The following is a 24,253-nucleotide window of genomic DNA, read 5'->3' as shown; positions in this document are numbered from 1 at the left end:
CGACCTCGTGGGTTTACGGCATCTTGCCATTCGGGTTAGCCCATTCAGTGGAGTCGCAATGTCAAAATCGGATAACGGGTGATCCCTCCATCACGTCAGGACGGGCCCTCCCCGGCCCCGCACCCCGGATCATCTGCGGAGATCCCGCCCTCTGGCCGCAAAAACTTCTACCCGTCTCACGATGTGGTCGGCCAAGACGGTGGTTTTTCCCATCCTGCAGGGCCCTTGCCAGGGGCGTGAGCGTCCTGTCAGCCCCGTGTCACCCCTGTGTGGCTTTCTGGTTCCCAGATGTGACCTTGCACCTAATGGACTCGTCGTCAGCGCCGTCCGTCCGGTAAGAAGGTTCTTTACACCCCTCATCCGGGGCTCAGGGCGCGTGTGCGGCGCGCCCGTCGCGCAGCCGCCCGTACGTATCGGCAACCGGGCCTGCGCGGTGCCCGCCCACCCCTCACCAGGAGTGGTCGACCCTCAAACCATGCATACCTAAGGGGTAAGACAAAGTGGCAGCGGAGATCGTCAATCCTCGCAGCGACAACACAACGGATCAGGACGGGGCCGAGCCCCTCGATTCCTTCGATCCCGCGTTCGCGCTCCATCGCGGCGGCAAGATGGCCGTGCAGGCCACCGTTCCGGTCCGCGACAAGGACGACCTGTCCCTCGCGTACACGCCCGGCGTCGCGCGCGTGTGCACCGCGATCGCGGAGCAGCCGGACCTGGTCAACGACTACACATGGAAGTCCTCGGTGGTCGCCGTCGTGACCGACGGCACGGCCGTGCTGGGACTCGGGGACATCGGACCCGAGGCCTCCCTCCCCGTGATGGAGGGCAAGGCCATCCTGTTCAAGCAGTTCGGCGGGGTCGACGCGGTGCCCATCGCGCTCGACTGCACGGACGTCGACGACATCGTCGAGACCGTGGTCCGGCTCGCTCCCTCCTTCGGCGGAGTGAACCTGGAGGACATCTCGGCGCCCCGGTGCTTCGAGATCGAGCGCCGGCTGCAGGAGCGCCTGGACATCCCGGTCTTCCACGACGACCAGCACGGCACGGCCGTCGTGACGCTCGCGGCGCTGCGGAACGCGGCCCGGTTGAGCGGGCGCGAGATCGGACAGCTCCGGGCGGTCATCTCGGGCGCCGGCGCGGCCGGTGTCGCCATCGCCAAGATGCTGATCGAGGCCGGCATCGGGGACGTGGCCGTGGCGGACCGCAAGGGCGTCGTGTCGGCCGGCCGGGAGGACCTGACGCCGGTCAAGCGCGAGGTGGCCTCCTTCACCAACAAGGCCGGCATCACCGGGTCGCTGGAGGACGCCCTCGCGGGCGCGGACGTCTTCATCGGCGTCTCCGGCGGCACGGTCGCGGAGGCGGCCGTCGCCTCCATGGCCGAGGGCGCCTTCGTGTTCGCGATGGCCAACCCGAACCCGGAGGTGCACCCGGAGGTGGCGCACAAGTACGCGGCGGTCGTCGCGACGGGGCGCTCCGACTTCCCGAACCAGATCAACAACGTGCTGGCCTTCCCCGGGATCTTCGCGGGCGCGCTGCAGGTGCGGGCCTCGCGGATCACCGAGGGTATGAAGATCGCCGCCGCCGAGGCGCTGGCCGCCGTCGTGGGCGACGACCTCGCCGCCGACTACGTCATCCCCTCGCCGTTCGACGAGCGGGTCGCCCCCGCGGTGACGGCGGCGGTGGCGGCCGCCGCCCGGGCCGAGGGCGTGGCCCGACGCTGACGTCGCGCCGGAATGGCCCCGCCCGTTTCGGGCGGGGCCATTCCCTTTTGCACGCCCGCCCGACTGCCCGATCGACTGCCTGCCCGACCGGCCCGCGGGACGGAGCCGTGCCCCGGAGGCATGCCGGGCCGGGCTGCGCCGGTCGGGTGCCCTTGCGCAAGAGGGCATGTGTCACAGCCCCCCGCGGTTCCGCCGGCTGCACGGCGCACCTATCGTCGAGCCCATGTTCGCTGCCTACGCCGCCCGAATCGACCGCGACCAGCCGCTCACCGGACTCGAGTTGGGGGAGCGTCCGGCCCCCGAGGCCCGGCCCGGCTGGAGCACCGTGAACGTCCGCGCCGCCTCCCTCAACCACCACGACCTCTGGTCCCTGCGCGGTGTGGGCCTGGCCGAGGACAAGCTGCCGATGATCCTCGGCTGTGACGCCGCCGGGATCGACGAGGACGGCAACGAGGTCGTCCTGCACTCCGTCATCGGCCAGAGCGGCCACGGGGTCGGTCCCAAGGAGCCCCGCTCCATCCTCACCGAGCGCTACCAGGGCACGTTCGCCGAGCAGGTGGCGGTGCCGACCTGGAACGTCCTGCCCAAGCCGAAGGAACTGTCCTTCGCCGAGGCCGCGTGTCTGCCGACGGCCTGGCTGACGGCCTACCGGATGCTGTTCACCAACGCCGGGGTCCGCCCCGGTGACTCGGTCCTCGTGCAGGGCGCGGGCGGCGGTGTCGCCACCGCCGCGATCGTGCTGGGCAAGGCGGCTGGCCTGCGGGTCTTCGCGACCAGCCGGGACGAGGCCAAGCGCAAGCGCGCACTGGAACTCGGCGCGGTCGAGGCGGTGGAGTCGGGAGCCCGGCTGCCGCAGCGCGTGGACGCCGTCATCGAGACCGTGGGCGCCGCCACCTGGTCCCACTCGGTGAAGTCCCTGCGGCCCGGGGGCACGCTCGTGATCTCCGGCGCCACCAGCGGTGACCGTCCCTCGCACGCCGAGCTGACCCGGATCTTCTTCCTCGAGCTGAAGGTCGTCGGCTCCACCATGGGCACCAAGGACGAGCTGGAGGACCTGCTCTCCTTCTGCGCCGCCACCGGCGTACGCCCCGTCATCGACGAGATCCTGCCGCTGGACCGGGCCCGTGAGGGTTTCGAACGGCTGGCGTCCGGCGAGCAGTTCGGCAAGATCGTCCTGACCAACGAGTGATCGAGCCCGCCGGCGGCGTGGCCCGGGGGAGGGCCGGGGCCACGCCGCCGTGCGGGCCCCGGCCGCCCGCGGGTCAGACCCTCGGGCGGCGCAGTATCGCGCCGATGTGGGCCGCCGCCGCGGACAGGTGCCCGCGGGCGTCCTGGAGCTGGTCGGCGGTGACGCCGTGGTCCCGGGCCGCGTCGCGGATGTCGTCGCGGAAGCGGTCCAGCAGGCGGTCCAGGTCGCGGGCCGGTTCGCCGGTGGGGGCCTCGTGCGCCCAGGACGGTTCGTACTCCGCCGGGAAGTCCTCCGGGGGCGTGGAGTACTCCGGCGCGGGGGCCGACTTGCGCGGGGCGGCGCCCGCCCCTTCCGCGGTCCGGCCGAAGCCCCGGTCCTTGCCGAACTCCTTGCCGTACTCCTTCCCGAACTCACCGAACTCCTTGGCGAGTTCGGTCAGCCCCTCGCGTACCCCGGTCGGCCAGTCGCCACGGGTGAAGTGGTCCTGCACGCGCTCCTGGACCCGGTGGGCGATGCGCTGCATCTCCTCCTGCGCCTGGGCCCGCGCCCGCGCCTGGGCCTCCTGGGCCTGGTGGCGGGCCCGCTGGGCCTCCTCGCGGGCCCGGCGGCTCTCGTCCTTGGCGCGGCGGGCCTGCTCCTTCCACTCCTGCTTGACCCGGCGCATCTCCTCCTTGGCGGCCCGCCAGGCCTCCTTATCGCCGAGGTCGCCGCTGTCCCCGAGGGGGCCCGTCTCGCCGCCGGTCCTCCCGGAGCCCCGGCGGGCCTCGGAGGCGGCGGCGCGCATCTCGCGCCGCAGATCGCCTGCCGCGCCGCGCACGTCGGCCTTGATCTCGGCGGCGAGCTCCGCCACGGACTCGCGGATCTCCAGCTCCAGGTCGGCCAGCTCGCCGCTGCGGTCGGCGAGTTCGGCGCGGCCGGCGTCGGTGATGGCGTATACCTTGCGGCCGCCCTCCGTGGTGTGCGTGACCAGGCCCTCGGCCTCCAGCTTGGCCAGACGGGGGTAGACCGTGCCCGCCGAGGGGGCGTACAGGCCCTGGAAGCGCTCCTCGAGGAGTCTGATCACCTCGTAGCCGTGGCGCGGGGCCTCGTCGAGCAGCTTGAGCAGGTACAGGCGCAGACGGCCGTGGGCGAAGACGGGGGGCATGTCAGAGCACCTTCTTGTCGGTCGTGCCGTCGGTCGTGCCGCCGGCCGGGGAGCCGGCGCCGGCCTCGCGGGGGGTGTCGGGCTCGTCCTCGCCCGGCGGGCGGCGCAGCAGCGCGATGGAGCCCGATACCGTCGTCGCCCTGAGCTTGCCGTTGCCCGCGCCGAGCCGGCCGGTGATCTTGTGGGCGCCCCACTGGCCGTGCACGCGCAGTCCGTCGAAGGCGTTGGAGATCGTGCCGCTCGCGGTGTTGGCCTCCACCTCCGCGTCCGCCGGGTGCGGCAGCCGGATCGCGATCTCGCCGGAGACGCTGGTCAGGCGGACGTCGGTGGGCCCGTCCGGGTCCAGGTCGATGATCATGGAGCCGCTGACCGAGTCGGCCCGGACGGAGGGGCCCGAGCCCTCGACCACGGTCAGGTCGCCCGAGACGGAGTTGAACCGCAGATCGCCCGTGACGGCCTGGGCCTCCAGGTTGCCGGACACGGTGTCGGCGCGGACCTGGCCGGAGAGGCCGACGAGGGTGGTGTCACCGGTGACGCCCTTGATCACCGAGGGGCCGCTTGTCCCGGAGACGACCGCGCCCGCGCCGACCACGCCCACCTCCACGCGGGTGTCGGCCGGCACCGCGAGGGAGACGACCGCGCTGCGGCGCCAGCCCTTGCGGTCGAGCCACTTGAGGAAGCCCTTCCACGGCAGGTCGTCGTAGGCGACGGTGAGCGTGCCGCCCTGGTGGGTGACGATCAGGGGTGGACCCTCGATGTCCGTGACCTCCAGGCGCGCGGAACCTTCGTCCGTGCCGACGACGTTCACCGTTCCGTTGACGATGCGGACGTGCAGGTCGCGTACCGGGGTGTCGAAGGTCAGTTTCTGGGGGTCGGCGATGGACCACTCGGACATGAGGCCTCCTTGGCCGGACACGGACACGCCATATCGCGTCTTCTGAGAAACACGATATATCGTGGATGGGGAAAGTCAAGGCGTCTCTGCATAGGCTGTAGGTGCGCCCACAGGGCTGGGCGGACAGGCAGGAGAGGCAGTTCATGTACTTCACCGACCGCGGGATCGAGGAGCTCGAGAAACGGCGCGGCGAGGAAGAGGTCACCTTCGAGTGGCTCGCCGAGCAGTTGCGCACGTTCGTCGACCTCAACCCGGACTTCGAGGTGCCCGTCGAGCGGCTCGCGACCTGGCTCGCCCGGCTCGACGACGAGGACGACGAGTAACCCGGCGACGACGGCGGCCGGCGACCCGGCGCCGAGAGCGGCGACGGCGATGAACGGCCCTTGTCGTCCGTTGCCCCTCCCCCTCACCTGTCACCGGAGTTAGCCTTCTTCTCCATTCGGTGAACGGGGGCGTCATGGGTGGAGGAGTCGAACGCGTACGGCTCGACGACGGAACGGTCGTCTGGGCCAGGATCGGCGGGCGCGGCGAGGACGCGCCCGACGAGGGCGGTTACTGGGACACGAGCCTCGGCGACCGGGTCGTCGACATGGCGGGCGGGCTGGCCGGCACGGTGGGCGGCGTCGTGCGCTCCTTGCGCGCCGGTCTGGACACGCCCGCGGCGGTCGAGGTGTCCGTCAGCTTCGGCATAGAACTGACGGCGCAGGCCGGCCGGATCGTGAGCGCCATCGCGCAGGGCGGCGGCACGTCCTCCCTGACGGTGTCCCTGACCTGGACCGAACCCGCGACAGCGGCGGGCGGCGCGGATCCCGCGGCGCCCGGCGGCGGGGACACCGCCCCGCGCCCGCCGGCCCCCGGCTCGGCATGAGCGCCTTCGACGAGATGGTGCGCCCCTCCCTCGCGCGCATCGGCGCAGCGGGTGACGGGTATGCAACGGACCGTGACCCGTACTGGGGATCGGGGTTCTTCATCGCCCCGGGCTGGCTGTTGACCTGTGCCCACGTCGTGGGGAAGGGGGGAGCCGCGGTGTGCCGAGGGGCGAGCGCCTTACGCGTGACCTGGCAGGAACGCTCCACCGAACCCGCCGCCGCCGACGCCTGGCAGGAACGCTCGGGCACCGGGACCGCGGTGCTCCTGGCGCCCCGGCCCGAGGAACCGGAGTCGCTCCGCGACCCCTGGCCGTTCCCCGACCTGGCGCTCGTCCGGGTCGACGGCGCGGACGACGTGCGGTGCCTCTGGCTGGGCGACCGGGAACCCGGCGCCCGCGCCCCGCTCGGGCTGTACGGCTGGTCCCTGCAGACCGGCGAGCTGGGCGTCCGGCACGGCACCGGCGAACTCGCGGGTTCCGACGCCCGCGCGCTGCTGCTCGGCGGCAGCCTGCCGATCGGCGGACTGTCCGGCGGACCCGTGCTCGACCTGCGGCACGGCTCCGTCGTCGGCGTCATCAAGGGCCGCCGCCGGGAGGAGGGCGTCGCCGTCCCGGTCACCGCGCTGCACGAGCTGCTGGACCGGCGCGACACGGCCGGCGTCCTGCGCGACGTGCTGCGCGCGCACGATCGGCACCATCTCCGGCTCCTGGACGACCCGTCGCCGTACCCGAACTGGACCACGCTCCAGGCCACGCTGCCCGCGCTCGCGCCGCCCGTCTCCGGGATCACCGCCGAACTCCGGGCGCGGCTCTACGGCCACCTCGCCGAGCTGCCGCCGCCCGCCGGGGCGGGCGAGATCGTCCACCTCGTGGAGCAGGTCAAGGAGCGGGTGCGGGGCGAACGGCTGCGCTCGCTGGTGCCGCGGAACGTGCGGACCTGGCGCGAGGGCGCGGCCCTGCTGTACGGACTGCGCACCCTGGACGAGGAGGGCGGCGGGACGCTGGTCGACCTCGACGCCGTCCTGCTGTACGCGGCGGAGGTGGTGCGCAGGACCGTGCGGGAGCGCCCCGGTGAGACCGACCCGGCCCTGCTGCGCGCGTTCACCGAATGGCTCGGCGCGCAGGCCGGGAGGCATCGGCACTGGGCGGTGAGCGGGGCCATCCGGGGACTGCTGGACGGTGTCGACGGCCGGTGGCCGGACGGAGGAGCGAACGCGGCGGCGGGTGGAGCGGCCGGAGGGGTGACGGGTACGGGGCCGGGCGCCGGCCGCACCCCCACGAGCACCCCCGTGCCCGCCGCAGCCGCCACCACGGCCGCCACTACGGCCGCCGCCACGGCCGCGCCCCCCGCCCCCGTGACCGTGCCTCCCCTCGTTTCCGGACTCCAGGCCCCGCCCGCGCCCGTGCTCCCGTCCATACCCGAGCCTCCGGCCCCGCCGGACCTTCCGTTCGTCCCCGACCCCCGGGTCGCCCCCGAGGCCCACGGGGTGGGGGCCACGCCGGCCGAGGCGGTGGCCACCGGCCGTACCGACGTCCTCGTCAGGGTCGGCGCGTCCATGTACGGCGGGCTGCATCCCTGGAGCGTGGAACTGGTCCACGACGGCCTCGACGTCACCCCGGTCGCGTCCGACGACCGGGGGGTGCCCGTCGGCGAACTCGCGGCGGTGCTGCGCGCGCCGCTGGGCCGCGCGCTGGACCTCGGGGACCACGGCGAGCACCTCGCCGGGATCGAGGTCTTCCTCCCCCGCAAGCTGTTCGACCTGCCGGTGGACGAATGGCAGTTGCTGCCCGACCACCCCGGCGCACCGGGGGACGAGGGCCGGGACGACGAGGACGACGACGACTTCGTGGACGAGCGGTCCATGCCCCTCGGCATGCGCCGGACCGTCGTCATCCGGGACCTGCGGCGCAACGAGCGCCCGCCCTCCCCGGAGTGGCGCAGGCGCTGGCGGGCGGTGGCCCGCGGACCGCTCACGCACGAGCCGCTGCACGGCCGCGCCCCGGCCGACGGCCACGCCGCCATGCCCCGCTCCGGGAGCCGCTACCCGTACTACGGCACCCTGACGGCGCTGGACGACACCTGCGTCCCGGTCTACTGCGGTCCCGTGGCGAGCGGGGAGGGACAGGCGGCGATGAGGGACGCGCTGACGGCGGGCCACCCGGTGGTGCTGTGGCGCCGGGACCGGCACGACCACGACGAATGCAAGGACTTCCACGAGCAGGCCGCCCATGTGGTGGGCGCCGCCCGGCACGCCGACGGCCTGCACGAACCGGTGCGCGAGCTGCGCATCCGGCTGTACGACCCCGACGCTGCCGGGGCGCAGGGCCTGCGCGGGAAACTGGCCCTCCTCTACGATCCGCCGGACCGCCCGCCACGATCCGCCGGGACGATGCGCCCGCCCCCGCTGGCCGCTCCGGACGGCTGACGCATGGCGTGTGCCAGGCGGACGGATCCGCCGGAGCGCCAGGCGAAGGGTTCCGCCGGAGAGCCAGGCGGACCGCCCCGCCGGACAGCGCGGCGGAGGGTCCCGCCGGACAGGCCCGGCGGACGCCCGCGGATGGCCGGCCGGTCCCACGGCCGGCCCGGCCCCGGCCCTGCCGCCGTCCCCGCCCGCCCCCGCCGCCCGCCGGTCCGGTCGCCCGTCCGGTCGCCACCCCACGGCGGATCCGCCCGGCGCGCCCGGACATCCCGTCAAACCCCGTACGCAACACGGCTGTTCGAAGGTCCGGAAGTGAACGCCGGGCCGCTCGAACCTCGGCAGACACGGCCGCCTGACGGTAGCCTCGTAGCGCGCATGGCCGGGCCCGCTGCATGATCACCGGATTTGGGAGGAGCCCAAGGTGAACGACTGGCGGATCTACTGCGGAGTGGGTCAGCCGCACGACGGCATGCGGCGGTTGCCGCCCCCGCCGCCCTGGCGCGACTTCACGTCCGCCCGGGGCGACGACGCGGAGGCCGGCCCCGAGGACCCCAGCAGCGCCCGCCGGCTCGGCGTCCGCCGCCGCCTGGTGGAGAGCTACGCGCCCCGGCCGGCCGAGGTGGACGCGGTCAACGCGGCCCTGTACCTGCGCCGGCCGCTCCTGGTCACCGGCAACCCGGGCACGGGCAAGTCGACCCTGGCGTACGCCATCGCCCATGAACTCGGTCTCGGCAAGGTGCTGCGCTGGCCCATCGTCAGCCGCACCGGTCTCCAGGACGGGCTGTACCGGTACGACGCCATAGGCCGCCTCCAGGACGTGCAGCTCGAGCGGGCCCGCGGCGGCGAGGGCGGCACGGCCGCGCCCGGCATCGGCTCCTACATCCGGCTCGGCCCGCTCGGCACCGCCCTGCTGCCCGCCGAGCAGCCCCGCGTACTGCTCATCGACGAACTCGACAAGAGCGACCTCGACCTGCCCAACGACCTGCTCAACACCCTGGAGGAGGGCGAGTTCTCCATCCCCGAGCTGGAGCGGCTGGCCGACCGCGAACCCGTCGTCGAGGTGCTCACCCACGACGGCGGCCGGGTCGCCGTGCACGGCGGCCGTATCGCCTGCACCGCCTTCCCGGTGATCGTCCTGACCTCCAACGGCGAACGCGACTTCCCCGCCCCGCTGCTGCGGCGCTGCGTCCAGCTCGAGCTGGACCCGCCCGGCGAGGAGCAGCTCACCGCGATGGTCGAGGCGCACCTCGGCACGGAGGGTGTGGCCGGCGGGGCCGATCTCATCCGCAGGTTCCTGGAGCGCGAACCCGGCGAGGTGCTCGCCGCCGACCAGCTCCTCAACGCCCTCTTCCTCACCCGCCACGACCCGCGCGCGCAGAGCCTCACCCGGGAGCGGATCGCCGAGATGCTCATGCAGCCGCTCGACCGTACGAGGTGAGGGACGGATGCCCGGGATGCGCCTGGACGAGCTGATCGGCAAGCTGCGCCAGGGCGGGCTCGACCTCACCGCGGAGGACGTCGCCGACGCGGTCTGGCTGGCCCGGCGGCTCGGCGCGGCGCCGCCCCGCGACGCGCCCGCGCGGCAGCCCGGCACCGGCCCGGTGGACCCGCCCGCCGCCGGTCCGGACGCAGCTCCCGTCGACGCCGACGTCGACGCCGGCACGCAGACGCCGGCCGCCGAACCGCCCCGGCCCCGGGCGGACGCCCCCGCAGCCCCGGTACCGCTGCTCACCCCCGGCCTCCCGGCGCGCCCGCACGGGAACGCCGGCGCGCCCACCGCCTTCCCGGTCCGGGCGCCCGCCGCGGGCGCCCTGCCCGGGCTGCTCGGCCTGGAGAAGGCGCTGCGCGCCCTCGGCCGCTACCAGGTCGCCGCCGCCCCGCCCCGCGACGAGCGGATCGACGAGGAGGCCACCGCCGAGCGGGCCGCCGCCAGCGGCATCCTGCTCCCGGTCACCCGGCCCGGCCGCCGCCGGCGCTGCGACGTCCAGCTGCTCATGGACACCGGACCCAACATGGCCGTCTGGGGGCAACTGGTCGAGGAACTAAGGCAGGCCTGCCAGCAGTCCGGCGCCTTCGCCTCGGTCCGCGTCCACCAGCTGTACGCAGACGACTCCGGCGCCCTCCTCGTCGGTACGACCACCGGTCCCGGACGGCACACCCGGCTGCGCCCGGCCGACGAACTGCACGATCCCACCGGCCGCCGGCTGACCTTCGTCATCAGCGACTGCGTGGGCCCGCTGTGGCAGAACGGCAGCGCGCAGCGGCTGCTGCACCAGTGGCCGCGCACCGCCCCGCTGGCCGTCGTCCAGCCGCTGCCGCCCCGCCTGTGGGGCCGTACCGAGCTGCCCGCCGAGCCGGGACTGCTGGTCCGCCCCTACGGGGTGGCCGGGAAGCTGTCCTTCGAACCCGACGACGAGCCGTGGGAGGAACCCGCGCCGGGCGCCCGGCCGGTGCCGGTGCTGCAGCCCACCCCGGAGGCCTTCGAGGCCTTCGCCCGGCTGCTCGGCGGCAGCGGTCCGGTGAGCGAGCGGGCCTGGGCGGCGTTCACCGACCCGGGCAGGGCCCCGGCGCTCGCCGGTGCGGCCGCGCGGGACGACGGCCCGTCGTACGACGACGGTGATCCGTACGGCGACGACCGGTCGCGCGTCCACGACGAGCCGCGCAGCGACGACGAGTTGCTGCGGGCCTTCCGCGCCGGAGCCTCGCCCGGCGCCGTACGGCTCGCCGTCTATCTCGCCGCGGCCCCGCTCACCCTGCCCGTGATGCAACTGGTGCAGCGGGCGATGCTGCCCGACACCGGGCCCATGGAACTGGCCGAGGTGCTGCTCGGCGGGCTGCTCAGGCAGCTCCCCGGCACCGGGGACCAGCCCTGCTTCGCCTACTCGGGCCGGGTGCAGAACCTGCTGCTGTCCTCCCTCGACCAGGACACCGCCGGGCTTGTGCTCAAGCACTGCTCGGCCTACGTGGAGCGGCACTTCGGGCGCGGCACCCGCAACTTCGCCGCGCTCGCCGCGGCCCGGCTCGCCGACCACGACCCGTCCGCCGGCGCCGGTCACGTCCCGCCGGACGGCGTCCGCCCCGAGGACGGCGGCAGCGTCGAGGCCGAGCTGTTCGCCCGGATCCCGGCCCGCGTCCTGCGCTTCTACCTGCCCGACCTCGTCACGCCCGACCCGCTCACCGAGGCCGAGCGCCTGCTCGACCAGTGGCGCCACCTGGCCGACCCGGAGGTGCTGCGCCGCGCCCGCGAACAGGCCCGCGCGGCTACCGCCCCCGCCCCCGCCGTCCTCCCGGGCGCCGGCGCCGCCGTCCGGTCCCACCTGGTCCTCGGTCGCGTCCTGCGCGCCGAGGCGGGCACGGCGGCCGCACGTGCGGCGGGGCGCCGCGCCGAGCTGCTGCGCGAGGCGGCGGCCGAACTCGCCGCGGCGCACGCGGCGGCCGGCGCCGACAGCCGTGAACGCGCCGAGGCCGCCCTGGAACTGGCCTCCTGCCGCCGTGAGCTGTGGCGTCTGACGGCGGAGGGCGACCAGCTCGCCGCCGCCCTGGACGTCCTGGACGCCGCGGCCGCGCCCTGGCCGTCCCTGACCGAACGGGCACGGGCCTGGCCGGGCGCCGGGCACGAGGCCCCCTCCGCGCGCCCGGACGACACCGGCGGGAGCGCCCGGCCCGGCACCGGGACGGGGGAGGGGACGGCCGACGGTACGGTCCCGGCCGCCCGGGCGGACGCGGACGATACGGCTCGCGGCGCGACCGCCGCACAGCACCGGGCGCCGACGGCTGCGGGCGAGGGTGCCCGGCCCGGCACGGACACGGGCGACGGGCCGGGCGACGGCGTGGCCCCGGCCGCCCGGGCGGAGGCGGACGATACGGCTCGCGGCGCGACCGTCGCACAGCACTGGGCGTCGACGGGCGGCGAAGGCACCAGGCCCGGCACCGGTGACGGGACGGGGGAGAGGACGGCCGACGGCGTGGCCCCGGCTGCCCGGGCGGCCGCGGACGCCACGGCTCGCGGCGCGAGCACGGCACAGCACCGGGCCCCGGCCGCTGCCGGCGAGGCGCCCTGGTACGTCACCGCCCACCGCTCCCGGCTGCTGCTGCGTGGCCGGATCCTGCTCGACCTGCGGCACCCCGCCGCCGCCATCGGCGAACTCCGTGAGGCCTGCGCCACGCTGGACCTGGAGCGGGCTCCCGACGCCGTACGCGGGCCGGCCCTGCTCGACCTGGCGCGGGCGCTGCGGGAGGCCGGGGCCGAGGACGGCGAGACCCGGCAGGCGCTGCTGCGGGCCCGGCGGGCCGCCGGGGACGACCCGGGTCTGCTGCTGCCCAGCCTGGCCGCGCTGGCCGCCTTCCACGACGCGGCGGGCGAGGCCCCGGAGGCCGACGAGGCCTACGAGCGGGCCGCGCTGCTCGCCCCCGCCGACGGCGCCCTGCGCTGGCAGCTCCTCACCTCCTGGGGCGAGTCACTGCTGCGGCGGGCCTCCGCGCGGGACGGCGCGAGGATCGTGGACCGGGCCGAGTACGTGCTGCGCGAAGCGCTGCAGGCGCTCCCCGCCCGGTCCGCGCACCGCGGGCGGCTGCAGGGACTGGTCGGCAGCGCGCTCGCCCAGCGCTTCCGCCACCTCGGCTTCCTGCCCGACCTGTTCGAGAGCCGGCACCTGCTCGGCCAGGCGGTGCGCGCGGCCGCCGACGCGGCCGTACGGGCCGAGGTCTGGCTGCAGTTGGGCCGGGTGCGGCTGGAGGGCTGGCGCCGGGCCGGGGCGCCCGTACTGGTGGACGCCCTGCAGGCCTACGAGAACGCGGACCGGGAGGCGCGGGCCGCGCACGGCGAGGACCCGGGCTCGGTGACCTCCGCCCGGGCGCGGCACGGCAGCGGGGCGGTGCTGGCCCTGATGGGCCGGCCCGCAGCGGCGGCCGGGGCCTACCGGGCGGCGCGGGAGCAGTGGCAGCGGCTGGCGGGGGCGCTGCGCCCGGTCGACTGGGCGGACGTCGAGCTGACCCGGCGCGCGGAGGCGGAGCCGGTGACCGGTGAGGGACCGGCTCGTGCGGTGCGGGAACTGCCCGACGAGGAATGGGAGCGGATCGCTCCGCCCTGGTGGCCGTGGACCGAAGAGTGGGCGAACTGGTCAGAACTTGACCGGAGTTGATCTGGTCAGGGTTTCCACTTCCGGGCTGTCGGGAAGAACTGGGCAGCCATGACGACGGAGCGGGCCGTTCGCGGGCAGGGAGGAGCCGAGTGTGGCGGAGCAGTGGAGCGGGGCGGCCGCCCCCGGCCGGGACGCCGGGCATGCCGCGCGTCTGCCCGACCTCATCGGCGTCGACCTGCGTACCTTGCGGTTTCTCGATGATCCGGAACTGACCGCGGCCGTCGACATCGTCCTGCGGGACGCCACCGAGTGCCGGCAGGTCTGGTTCAGCGACGGCGAGGGCGAGGTGCAGCCGTCCCGGGCGGGTACGTTTTCAGCCGGACTCGGCGAGCCCGGCCGGCGGCCGGACGAGCGGGGATGACCTCGGCGCCGATACCCGCCGAGGTCTTCGGGGCGCTCGCCGGAACCCGCCCCACACCCAGCGGTACGCAGGCACTGCGTGCCGCGGTCCACGCGCGTCGCATGCTGCTCCTCAAGTCCCTCCTCGTGCGCGTCGACCGGCAGCGCCGGCTCCTGGAGCCCGCCGCCCACCGGGAGTTCGAGCGGGCCTGGGCGCTGCTGGCGGCCGCCGAGCGGACCGACCCCGCCGCCGTTCGCGAGGTGCTCGACTACCCGATGACCGGCGCCTGGCTGGCCGCCGCGCTCGCCGCGCCCCAGGGAGCCGCGTTCGAACGGCATCTGGCCCACCTCGGCGGCGTCGCCGTCGCCGCGGCCGTCCGCGCGGGCCACCCGCCGGCCGGAACCCTGGCCGTGCCCACCGGCCTGCTGGTGCTGCCCGGCCTCGGCGTGCTGCGCTGCCCCTCGGGCCGGGTCCGGCTGAGCGGCGGGCCGGGCGGGGCGCGGATCGCGGACGCGGGCGGCCGCACCGAGGCGGTCCTGCCGCGTCCGGCACGGCGGTCCGCTGCCGGCGCGGCCCCCCAAAACGGCGAAGGGACAGGCTGGAGCGCGCTGCGGACGCTGCCCGGCGGCACCGTCCGCCTCGACGACCTCGACCCGTACCGGGCGCTCCCGCCCGGCAGCGTCCCCGGAGCACCGCCCGCCGCCGACCGCGCCGACTCCCCCTGGGAGGCCTGGGCCGGCCGCTGGCGCCGCGCCCGCGAACTGCTGACCGCGGTCGACGGGCGGCGCGCCGCCGAGACCGGCGCCCTGCTGCGCGCCGTGGTCCCGCTGGCCGCCGCCGGGCCGGGCGCCACCCCGATGAGCGCCACCCGCAGGTCCGCGCCCGGCGCCGCGCTGATCCAGCTGCCGGGCACGGCGCGAGAACTCGCGGAGTCCCTGGTGCACGAGACCCACCACAGCAAGCTGGCGGCGCTGGACGAACTGGTCCCGCTGTGCGCGCCCGGCGGGAGCGCGGTGCACCGGGTCGGCTGGCGCCCCGACCCCCGTCCGGTCCCGGCCGTGCTGCAGGGCGCATACGCCCATCTGGCGCTGACCGACCTGTGGTGGAGGGTGCGCACCGGCGCCGGGGCCGCACCGGCGTGGCGGCGCCGGGCCGGCGAGCGGTTCGAGCTGTTCCGCGAGGAGGTGGGGCAGGCCTTGTCCCTCCTCCTGGAATCCGATGAACTGACCGTAGCGGGACGGGAGTTCGTCCAGGGCATGGAGCGTCATCACGCCGGTCTCGGCGTGGCGGCCCAAAATGTTCTGTGACGCTCCGCAGGGGCGTAATTTCTGTGCGTTAGCGTGTGCCGTGAGAGTGCGGTGGCGGGAACAGGGAGCGTGCGATGGCGGAACAGCGGCGGTCGGGCGGGGACGGGGCTCCGGCCTCCGAACGCATCCTGGTGGTCTTCCCCGGCTACCACCGGGCCTGGGCGGCCTGGATCGCCCAGTGCCTGGAGAGCCACGGACACCAGGCCACGCTGCAGCGCTGGGACCCGCCGCGCGAGACCCCGCTGGAGGACTCCCTCGCCGACCTGCTGCTGGCCTCCGGCCCGGTGCTGCTCGTCCTGGACGACTGGTTCTTCGAGCTCGGACCGCGCCCGGCGGGGGAGTGGAACGACGCCCTGCGCGGCTTCGTCGCGGCGAACGCCGACCGGTTCGCGGCCGTCAACCTCACCAACCGGTCGCTGCTGCCGGCCACCGCGGTCCTCGAACCGGCCAGTCTGTGGGGCCTGAGCGAGGAGGCCGCCGAGGAGCGGCTGCTGCGCCGGCTGGGCCTGGAGCGCCGCCGGGTCCCGCGGCCGACCGCCCACCGGGCCCGCTACCCCGAGAACCGCTGCGAGATCTGGGGCGAGGTCCCCCGCCGCAACCCGCGCTTCACCGGCCGGGACGACCTGCTCACCAGCCTGCACCAGCAACTCGCCGACGCCGACCGGGGAGCCGCCGTCTGCACCCTGCTCGGCATGTCCGGCATCGGCAAGACCCAGCTCGCCGCCGAGTACGCGCACCGGTTCAGCACCGACTACGACGTCGTCTGGTGGGTCAACTCCGACGACCGCAACATCCAGCGCGACCGGCTCGGGGAGCTCGCCGTGGAGCTCGGACTGCGGGTCGGCAACGAACCCGGCGAGCGCATCCGGGCCGTCCGGGAGGCCCTGCGCCGCGGCGAGCCCTACGGCCGCTGGCTGCTGATCTTCGACGGCTGGGACGACACCGAGGGCGTCGACACCCTGCTCCCGCAGGGCGCGGGCCACGTCCTCGTCACCTCCCGCAACCGCGGCTGGGGCGAGCACACCGACATCCTCGAGATCCCCGCCTTCCTGCGCGCCGAGTCCACCGCCTACCTGCTGCGCCGCGCACCGCACATCAGCGCCGCCGAGGCCGACGAGGTCGCCGCCGAGTTCGGCGACGTGGCGCTGCCGCTCGTCCAGGCCGCCTCCTGGCTCGGCGAGTCACGCATGGAGGTGCCCGAGTACCTGCGCATGGTGCGCGAGCGCCGGCTGTCCACCGTGGACGAGCCCGCCACCGGCGAGGGCTTCCCGCGCTCGTCCATGACGTCCTGGTCGATACTGCTCAACCGGCTGCGCGGCGCCCAGCCGCAGACCATCGACATCCTCGGCCTGTGCACCTCGTTCGCGCCCGGACGCATCCCGCTCGGCCTCATCCGCGCCTACCCGCACGCCGACCTGCCCGAGCAGCTGCGCTGGATGTCCGGCGACCTGACCGCCTGGACCCGCGCCCTGGACACGCTGGTCAACTACTCGGTGCTGACCCGGGAGACCCGCGGCCCGGTGGGCGTCGAGATGGGCCCGCACCAGGAGTCGGTGCACATGCACCGGCTGGTCCACGACATCGTCTCCAAGCTGACCAGCGAGGAGAGCCGGGCCGTGCACCGCCAGGCGGTCCGCACCCTGCTGGCCCAGGCCGACCCAGGCAACCCGCTGGACAGCCGCAACTGGCCCCGGTACGCCGAACTGCTGCCCCACCTGGAGCCCTCCGGCGCCCTCGGCAGCGCCCAGCCGCGGGTCCAGGAGACCGTGCTGAACTGCCTGCGCTACTGCTATCGCAGCGGCGAGTACAAGGGCGGCCTCGACCTGGCCCGGCGGATCCGCGACCGCTGGTCCCGGATCATGGACCCGCTGGCGCAGCCCATGCTCGACCTCACCACGCAGGAGAGCAACATCCTGCGGGCCAGCGGCCGGTTCCGCGACGCCTACGACCTCGACCGCGCCGTCCACCAGCGCCTCGGCGCCGCCGCGTCGCCCCCGGAGCTGGCCGAGCTGTCCACCAAGGGCGCCATGGCCGCCAGCCTGCGCCACCTGGGCCGCTACGACGAGGCGTACGAGCTGCAGCGCGAAGTCCTCGACGGCTACGGCAGACTGCTCGGCCCGGACGAGGGCCCCGCGCTGATCGCCCGGCACAACCACGGCGTCGGACTGCGGCTGCTCGGCCGCTACCAGGAGGCGTACGAACTCGACCTGGACACGCTCGCCAGACGGGACAACGTCCTGCGCGCCCGGCACATCAGCACCCTCAACTCGGGCGGCGCCGTCGCCCACGACCTGCGGCTGCTGGGCCGGTACCGGGACGCGCTGGCCCGTCAGGAGACCGTGGTCCGGCTGAGCCTGCAGGTGCTCGGCGCACGGCATCCGCAGACCCTGTCGGCCCGCGGCCAGCTCGTCATGTGCCGCCGCCGGGAAGGCGGTCACATCCAGGACCTGGGACCCGAGATGGCGAACCTGCTGGAGCAGCTCGCCCAGGTGCACGGGGGTGACCACTACCGGACCCTGGCCTTCACCACCAACTACGGCAACTACCTGCGTGAGCACGGCGACCTCGACCAGGCCCGGGAGCTGATCGACCGGGCCGAGGTCGGCTACCGTGCGCTGCTCGGCCCGGCCCACCCGGTCGCCACCGGCATGCTCTCCAACACCGGTCTCGTCATGCAGGCCGCCGGTGAACGCGCCGAGGCCCTGGCCATGTTCGAGGCGTCCTTCGCGGGCCTCACCGCCACCCTCGGCCCCGACCATCCGTGGGTCCTCGGCTGCGCCCTCAACGCGGCCAGCGCCCGCAACCTGGGCGACCGGATCACCGACGCCGTGGAGCTGAGCCGGGAGACCCTGCGCCGGGCCCGGCACACGCTGGGGCACGAGCATCCGCTCACGCTCTCCTGCCAGGTGGCGCTGGCCGCCGATCTGCGGGCCGCGCGGGAGCACGAGGAGGCCGGAAAGCTGGAGGACGACGGCCTCCTGGGCCTCACCCGCACCCTCGGCGCCCAGCATCCCCACACCATCTCGGCCCGCCAGCGAACCCGCCCCTACTGGGACTTCGAGCCCTACCTGGGCTGACCGCGCCGCGAAGGGGCGCGGGGAACGGCGCGAACCACCCCCACACACCCGCAGCCGCGCGGATTCCCGACCACCCCACCCGGTAGGCGAAGGGCCCGGCTCCGAGTTCACAGGAACTCGGAGCCGGGCCCGATTCGGCTGAACCGCCGGAGGCCTACGCCTCGAACACCTCACGCACCAGCTGCTCCTGCTCGGCCTGGTGCCGCTTCGCGGAGCCCACCGCCGGGGACGAGCCGTGCGGACGCGAGATGCGCCGCAGCCGCTCGCCGGCCGGGATGTCGGCGCCGACCGCCAGGTCCAGGTGGTCGATCAGGTTGAGCGCGATGAACGGCCAGGCACCCTGGTTCGCCGGCTCCTCCTGCGCCCACAGGTACTTCTCGGCGTTCGGGTACTTGTTGACCTCGGCCTGGATCTCGGTACCCGGCAGCGGGTACAGGCGCTCGATGCGGATGATCGCCGTGTCGGTGACACCGCGCTTGACCCGCTCGGCCTCCAGGTCGTAGTACAGCTTGCCCGCCACGAAGACGACCTTGCGGACCGCGGCCGGGTCCACCGAGGCGTCGCCGATGACCGGGCGGAACTGACCCGAGGTGAACTCCTCCGTCTTCGACGCGGCGGCCTTGAGGCGCAGCATCGACTTCGGGGTGAAGACCACCAGCGGCTTGTGGTGCGGGTTGTGCACCTGCCACCGCAGGAGGTGGAAGTAGTTCGACGGGAGGGTCGGCATGGCGACCGTCATGTTGTTCTGGGCGCAGAGCTGCAGGAAGCGCTCGACACGGGCCGAGGAGTGGTCCGGGCCCTGGCCCTCGTAGCCGTGCGGGAGGAGGAGGGTGACGCCGGACGTTTGGCCCCACTTCTGCTCCGCCGCCGAGATGTACTCGTCGACCACCGTCTGCGCGCCGTTGACGAAGTCGCCGAACTGCGCCTCCCACATGACGAGCGCGTCGGGGCGGGCCAGCGAGTAGCCGTACTCGAAGCCCATGACCGCGTACTCGGACAGCAGGGAGTTGTAGACGTTGTACCGCGCCTGCTCCTCGGCGAGGTACATCAGCGGCGTGAACTCCTCGCCCGTCTCGCGGTCGATGAGGACCGCGTGGCGCTGGCCGAAGGTGCCCCGCTGGGAGTCCTGGCCGGACAGACGGACCGGGGTGCCCTCCAGCAGGAGGGAGCCGACGGCGAGGGTCTCGCCCATGCCCCAGTCGATCGTGCCGTCCTCGACCATCGTCGCCCGGCGCTGCAGCTGCGGCAGCAGACGCGGGTGGACGTGGAAGGAGTCGGGGATGTTGACCTGGGACTCGGCGATCCGCTTCACGACCTCCGTGGAGATCGCGGTGTTCACGGCGACCGGGAAGTCGGCCTGCGGGTCCGACACCGGGCCGGAGGCCGGCTGGGAAGTGGCCTCGCGGACCTCCGTGAAGACCTTCTCCAGCTGGCCCTGGTAGTCCTGCAGGGCCTGCTCGGCCTCTTCCAGGGTGATGTCGCCGCGACCGATCAGGGACTCGGTGTAGAGCTTGCGCACCGAGCGCTTCTTGTCGATCAGGTCGTACATCAGCGGCTGGGTGAAGGCCGGGTTGTCCGACTCGTTGTGACCGCGGCGGCGGTAGCAGATGAGGTCGATCACCACGTCCTTGTTGAACGCCTGGCGGAACTCGAAGGCGAGCCGCGCGACGCGCACGACGGCCTCCGGGTCGTCGCCGTTCACGTGGAAGATCGGGGCCTCGATCATGCGGGCCACGTCCGTCGCGTACATGGAGGAACGCGAGGACTCGGGGGCCGCGGTGAAGCCGACCTGGTTGTTGATGACGATGTGGACCGTGCCGCCGGTGCGGTAGCCGCGCAGCTGCGACATGTTCAGGGTCTCGGCCACGACGCCCTGGCCCGCGAAGGCCGCGTCGCCGTGGATCGCCACCGGCAGGACCGTGAAGTCCGTGCCGCCCTTGTTGATGATGTCCTGCTTGGCGCGGGCGATGCCCTCGATGACCGGGTCGACGGTCTCCAGGTGCGAGGGGTTGGCGGCCAGCGAGACGGTGATCTGCTCGCCGTCCAGACCGGTGAAGGTGCCCTGGGCGCCCAGGTGGTACTTCACGTCGCCGGAGCCGTGCATCGACTTCGGGTCGAGGTTGCCCTCGAACTCGCGGAAGATCTGCGCGTACGACTTGCCGACGATGTTGGCGAGGACGTTCAGGCGGCCGCGGTGGGCCATGCCGATGACGACCTCGTCCAGGCGGGACTCGGCCGCCGAGTCGATGACCGCGTCCAGCAGCGGGATGACGGACTCGCCGCCCTCCAGCGAGAAGCGCTTCTGGCCGACGTACTTCGTCTGCAGGAAGGTCTCGAAGGCCTCCGCCGCGTTCAGGCGGCGCAGGATGCGCAGCTGCTCCTCGCGCTCCGGCTTGGAGTGCGGGCGCTCGACGCGGTCCTGGATCCACTTGCGCTGCTTGGGGTCCTGGATGTGCATGAACTCGATGCCGGTGGTGCGGCAGTACGAGTCGCGCAGCACGCCGAGGATGTCGCGCAGCTTCATCATCGACTTGCCGGCGAAGCCGCCGACGGCGAACTCGCGCTCCAGGTCCCACAGGGTGAGGCCGTGCTCGGTGATGTCCAGGTCGGGGTGCTTGCGCTGCTGGTACTCCAGCGGGTCGGTGTCGGCCATGACGTGGCCGCGGACCCGGTAGGAGTGGATCAGCTCGAAGACCCGCGCGGCCTTGGTGACGTCGTCGTCGTGGCTGGCGTCGATGTCCTTGAGCCAGCGGACCGGCTCGTAGGGGATGCGCAGGGCCTCGAAGATGTCGTCGTAGAAGCCGTTCTCGCCGAGCAGCAGGTTCGCGACCTGGCGGAGGAACTCGCCGGAGGCGGCGCCCTGGATCACCCGGTGGTCGTAGGTCGACGTGAGCGTCATGACCTTCGAGATGCCGAGCTTGTTCAGCGTGTCCTGGCTGGTGCCCTGGAACTCGGCCGGGTAGTCCATGGAGCCGACGCCCATGATCACGGACTGGCCGGGCATCAGGCGCGGCACGGAGTGGACGGTGCCGAGACCGCCGGGGTTGGTCAGCGAGACCGTCACGCCGGTGAAGTCGTCCATCGTCAGCTTGCCGTCGCGGGCGCGGCGGACGATGTCCTCGTAGGCCTGCCAGAACTCGAAGAAGTTCAGCGTCTCGGCCTTCTTGATGGCGGCCACGACGAGTTGGCGGTCGCCGTTGGGCTTCACCAGGTCGATGGCCAGGCCGAGGTTGACGTGCGGCGGCTTGACGAGGGTCGGCTTGCCGTCCTTCTCGCCGAACGAGTAGTTCATCGACGGCATGGCCTTGATGGCCTGCACCATCGCGAAGCCGATCAGGTGCGTGAAGGAGATCTTCCCGCCCCGGGCGCGCTTCAGGTGGTTGTTGATGACGATCCGGTTGTCGAACAGCAGCTTCACCGGGACCGCGCGGACCGAGGTGGCCGTCGGCAGCTCCAGCGAGGCGTTCATGTTCTTCGCGACGGCGGCGGACGGACCGCGCAGCGTCACGTACTCCGGACCCTCGGGGGCCTCGGCGGCGGGGGCGGCCTTGGCCTTCGGCTGAGCGGGCGCCTGTGCGGGCGTCGCCGGCTTGGCCGGGGCGGGGGCCGCCGCCTTCGCCGCGGGGGCGGGAGCGGCGGGAGCCGGAGCGGCGGGCGGGGCCGCGGCGGGCTGGGGAGCGGCCGCGGGCGCCGGAGCGGGAGCGGCCTGGGCCGGAGCGGCCGGCTGGGCCTGAGGAGCCGGGGTGGTGGTCCCTGCGGCCCCCGCGGCCGCAGTACCCGCCGGAGCCGACGCGGCAGGCGCACCCGGCTTGTAGTCGGCGAAGAAGTCCCACCAGGCACGGTCTACCGAATTCGGGTCCTGGAGGTACTGCTGATAGATCTCGTCGACGAGCCACTCGTTGGGGCCGAACGCCGCGGCGGGGTTCTTCCCGGCTTGGTCGTCGGTCGAGATGCTCGAGTTACTGGGGGACTGTGGCGACACGGCGGCAACCGCCCTCTTCCGCTTCACAAGGTTATGGACAGCGGGAATAAAGGCTACGCCTCCAAGACCGTGAAGGTCAGGTCGGGCCCGTCCATCGTCGCGTAAGTCACACCGGAAATCTTGTTTCAGGGCTTGATATGGCGGGAAACAAGTGTGGTTCCGGATGCGTGAGAGGGTGCGCGGGATCGCCGAGCGGGGCCCGGCGCGGCCTTGCGGCACGCGTCTTCGGGGCCCGCCCCTGATCACACGTGTCCGGCTGCGCGGACGCTCGTGGATCTTGAGGTTCCGGTTCGGACCCTACGTCAACTTCGGATGGAAGTCTCTCCCGGAAGAGTGACAATGATCCGGCAGCCGCGCTCGGATTCGGCCACACCGATCCGGCCGCCGTGGAGATCGACGGCCCAGCGGGCGATCGCCAGGCCGAGGCCGGTGCCGCCGTCGCTGCCCGGACCGTGCGGCCGGGTCACCGCGCCGCGGTTGAACCGCTCGAACACGCGGTGCCAGTCCGACCGCGGGATGCCCGGGCCCTCGTCGAGCACCTCGAGCTCCAGCGAGTCCGGCTGCGGCCCGCGCCGCGCCTTCACGGTCACCCGGCCGTGCGGCGGGCTGTGCTTGACCGCGTTGTCGATCAGGTTGGCGACCACCTGGTGGATGCGCTCGGGGTCCGCGTGCGCGGTCAGCTCCGGCGGGGAGACGTCGAGGTGCAGGTGCACGTCCGTCCGGGTGTGGCTGCCGGAGCCCGAGGCGATGCCCGCGCGCGCGGAGGCGACCATGTTGGCCTCCTTCAGCACGCCGGACAGGTAGGGCCACACCTCGAAGCGCCGCATCTTCAGCGGTACGACGCCGTTGTCGAGCCGGGACAGGTCCAGCAGCGTCTCCACGAGCCGGCCGAGCCGCTCGGTCTGCTTCAGGGCCGTCCGCATGGTCTCCGGATCGGCCTCGGTGACCCCGTCGACGATGTTCTCCAGCACCGCGCGCAGGCCCGCGATCGGGGTGCGCAGCTCGTGCGAGACGTTCGCCACCAGTTCCTTGCGCTGGCGGTCCTGAGCCTCCAGCTCGTCCGCCATGACGTTGATCGTCACGGCGAGGTCGCCCAGCTCGTCCCGGCGGCCCTCGCTCACCCGGCGGGTGTAGTCGCCCTGCGAGATCGAGCGGGCGACCGTGTTCATCTCGTCCAGCGGGGCGGTGAGCGAATGGGCAACGAACTGCGTTATCAGCAGTGTGGCGATCATCGAGAAGACCGTGATGAAGCGCAGCTCCGTCTTGGTGTGCACCGCGATCATGGACAGACCCGTGGTGATCAGCACCGAGATGACGACCAGCGCGCCCAGCTTGGTCTTGATCGAGAACGGGCGTACGCCGCCCCAGGGCTCCTCCGCGGAGTTCCCGGGGCTCCTCCGTGCGGCCTCCCGCCCTGCGCTCATGGCGTCGGCGTCTCCAGCGCGTACCCGACGCCGTGCACCGTGCGGATCCGCTCGGCGCCGATCTTCCGGCGCAGCGCCTTGATGTGGCTGTCCACGGTCCGGGTGCCGGAGGCGTCCGCCCAGTCCCACACCTCGGCCAGCAGCTGCTCGCGGGAGAGCACCGCGCGCGGGGTGTTCGCCAGGCACACCAGCAGGTCGAACTCGGTGGGCGTGAGGTGGACGTCCTCGGAGCGCACCCGCACCCGGCGCTGCGCGTGGTCGATCTCCAGCTCGCCGAGCCGCAGGATGCCCGAGCGGGGCGTGGAGGCGGCGACGGCCGCCCGCTCCACCCGCCGCAGCAGGACGTGCACCCGCGCGGCCAGCTCCCGCATCGAGAACGGCTTGGTCATGTAGTCGTCGGCGCCGACCCCGAGGCCCACCAGCATGTCGGTCTCGTCGTCGCGCGCGGTGAGCATCAGCACCGGCACCGGGCGCTGGGCCTGCACGCGGCGGCAGACCTCGAGGCCGTCGAAGCCGGGCAGCATGATGTCGAGGATCAGCAGGTCGGGCTGCCAGGCCTCGGCCGTGTCCACCGCGGCCGGTCCGTCGGCCGCGGTCTGCACGAGGAATCCCTCGGCGCGAAGCCGGGCCGCGATGGCGTCGACGATCGTGGGATCGTCCTCGACCACCAGCACCCGGCGCTGTGCGCCGGGGGTGGTCGTGGCCGCGCCGGTCTGGGAGGTGTGTGTCTGCTCCATCGCCCGCC

The 24,253-nt window shown here is 73.8% G+C and carries 15 protein-coding genes; 10 read left to right on the top strand and 5 right to left on the bottom strand.

Annotated elements, in window-relative coordinates:
• Positions 1 to 500: 500 nt before the first annotated feature.
• Positions 501 to 1,721 (top strand): NAD(P)-dependent malic enzyme, encoded by a 1,221-nt coding sequence (locus ACZ7JA_RS00750; RefSeq protein WP_351662718.1) that lies wholly within the window; start codon positions 501 to 503, stop codon positions 1,719 to 1,721.
• Positions 1,722 to 1,944: 223 nt separating this feature from the next.
• Positions 1,945 to 2,910 carry a zinc-binding dehydrogenase gene (locus tag ACZ7JA_RS00745; RefSeq protein ID WP_351662721.1) on the top strand — a complete coding sequence of 322 codons (966 nt, stop codon included), beginning with the start codon at positions 1,945 to 1,947 and terminating at the stop codon, positions 2,908 to 2,910.
• Between the two features lie 73 nt (positions 2,911 to 2,983).
• Here the strand turns inward: ACZ7JA_RS00745 and ACZ7JA_RS00740 are convergent, their stop codons facing one another.
• Positions 2,984 to 4,054 carry a PadR family transcriptional regulator gene (locus ACZ7JA_RS00740; protein ID WP_470806699.1) on the bottom strand — a complete coding sequence of 357 codons (1,071 nt, stop codon included), beginning with the start codon at positions 4,052 to 4,054 and terminating at the stop codon, positions 2,984 to 2,986.
• Position 4,055: 1 nt separating this feature from the next.
• Positions 4,056 to 4,949, bottom strand: coding sequence for a DUF4097 family beta strand repeat-containing protein (locus ACZ7JA_RS00735; protein ID WP_351662726.1), 894 nt, complete (start codon positions 4,947 to 4,949; stop codon positions 4,056 to 4,058).
• 143 nt (positions 4,950 to 5,092) lie between these two features.
• Between ACZ7JA_RS00735 and ACZ7JA_RS00730 the strand changes: the two genes are divergently transcribed.
• The 8 genes from ACZ7JA_RS00730 to fxsT all read left to right on the top strand — a co-directional run bounded on the left by ACZ7JA_RS00730 (position 5,093) and on the right by fxsT (position 18,102).
• Positions 5,093 to 5,272, top strand: coding sequence for a DUF6104 family protein (locus tag ACZ7JA_RS00730; RefSeq protein WP_003992906.1), 180 nt, complete (start codon positions 5,093 to 5,095; stop codon positions 5,270 to 5,272).
• Positions 5,273 to 5,406: 134 nt separating this feature from the next.
• Positions 5,407 to 5,817, top strand: coding sequence for a CU044_2847 family protein (locus ACZ7JA_RS00725; RefSeq protein WP_351662729.1), 411 nt, complete (start codon positions 5,407 to 5,409; stop codon positions 5,815 to 5,817).
• The gene (locus ACZ7JA_RS00720; protein WP_470806697.1) at positions 5,814 to 8,243 is read left to right on the top strand and encodes a VMAP-C domain-containing protein; all 2,430 of its coding nucleotides are present in this window, start codon (positions 5,814 to 5,816) and stop codon (positions 8,241 to 8,243) included. The genes ACZ7JA_RS00725 and ACZ7JA_RS00720 overlap by 4 nt, the downstream gene beginning before the upstream one ends.
• 415 nt (positions 8,244 to 8,658) lie before the next feature.
• Positions 8,659 to 9,675 (top strand): AAA family ATPase, encoded by a 1,017-nt coding sequence (locus ACZ7JA_RS00715; RefSeq protein WP_351662732.1) that lies wholly within the window; start codon positions 8,659 to 8,661, stop codon positions 9,673 to 9,675.
• 7 nt (positions 9,676 to 9,682) lie between these two features.
• Positions 9,683 to 13,378: an SAV_2336 N-terminal domain-related protein gene (locus ACZ7JA_RS00710; protein WP_470806696.1), complete on the top strand. Its 3,696-nt coding sequence runs from the start codon at positions 9,683 to 9,685 to the stop codon at positions 13,376 to 13,378.
• Positions 13,379 to 13,469: 91 nt separating this feature from the next.
• Positions 13,470 to 13,739, top strand: coding sequence for a hypothetical protein (locus tag ACZ7JA_RS00705; RefSeq protein ID WP_351662737.1), 270 nt, complete (start codon positions 13,470 to 13,472; stop codon positions 13,737 to 13,739).
• Positions 13,736 to 15,025, top strand: coding sequence for an aKG-HExxH-type peptide beta-hydroxylase (locus ACZ7JA_RS00700; RefSeq protein WP_470806694.1), 1,290 nt, complete (start codon positions 13,736 to 13,738; stop codon positions 15,023 to 15,025). The genes ACZ7JA_RS00705 and ACZ7JA_RS00700 overlap by 4 nt, the downstream gene beginning before the upstream one ends.
• Positions 15,026 to 15,099: 74 nt before the next feature.
• Entirely contained in the window at positions 15,100 to 18,102 is a 3,003-nt protein-coding gene (fxsT, locus tag ACZ7JA_RS00695) for an FxSxx-COOH system tetratricopeptide repeat protein (RefSeq protein ID WP_351662743.1), read from the top strand.
• Positions 18,103 to 18,256: 154 nt separating this feature from the next.
• On the opposite strand, the gene ACZ7JA_RS00690 is transcribed toward fxsT, so the two are convergent.
• From ACZ7JA_RS00690 to ACZ7JA_RS00680, 3 genes are all read right to left on the bottom strand, one after another.
• A complete protein-coding gene (locus ACZ7JA_RS00690) occupies positions 18,257 to 22,084 on the bottom strand; it encodes a multifunctional oxoglutarate decarboxylase/oxoglutarate dehydrogenase thiamine pyrophosphate-binding subunit/dihydrolipoyllysine-residue succinyltransferase subunit (RefSeq protein WP_351662746.1) in 3,828 nt (1,275 codons plus the stop codon).
• A gap of 302 nt (positions 22,085 to 22,386) precedes the next feature.
• On the bottom strand, positions 22,387 to 23,508 hold the full coding sequence (locus tag ACZ7JA_RS00685) for a HAMP domain-containing sensor histidine kinase (RefSeq protein WP_351662749.1): 1,122 nt from the start codon (positions 23,506 to 23,508) through the stop codon (positions 22,387 to 22,389).
• Positions 23,505 to 24,245 (bottom strand): response regulator transcription factor, encoded by a 741-nt coding sequence (locus ACZ7JA_RS00680; RefSeq protein ID WP_351662751.1) that lies wholly within the window; start codon positions 24,243 to 24,245, stop codon positions 23,505 to 23,507. Before ACZ7JA_RS00680 ends, ACZ7JA_RS00685 begins: the two co-directional genes overlap by 4 nt.
• Positions 24,246 to 24,253: the final 8 nt, after the last annotated feature.

The organism is Streptomyces sp. NPDC038135 (assembly GCF_055601245.1).
This window is presented reverse-complemented; position numbering and strand designations above follow the sequence as displayed.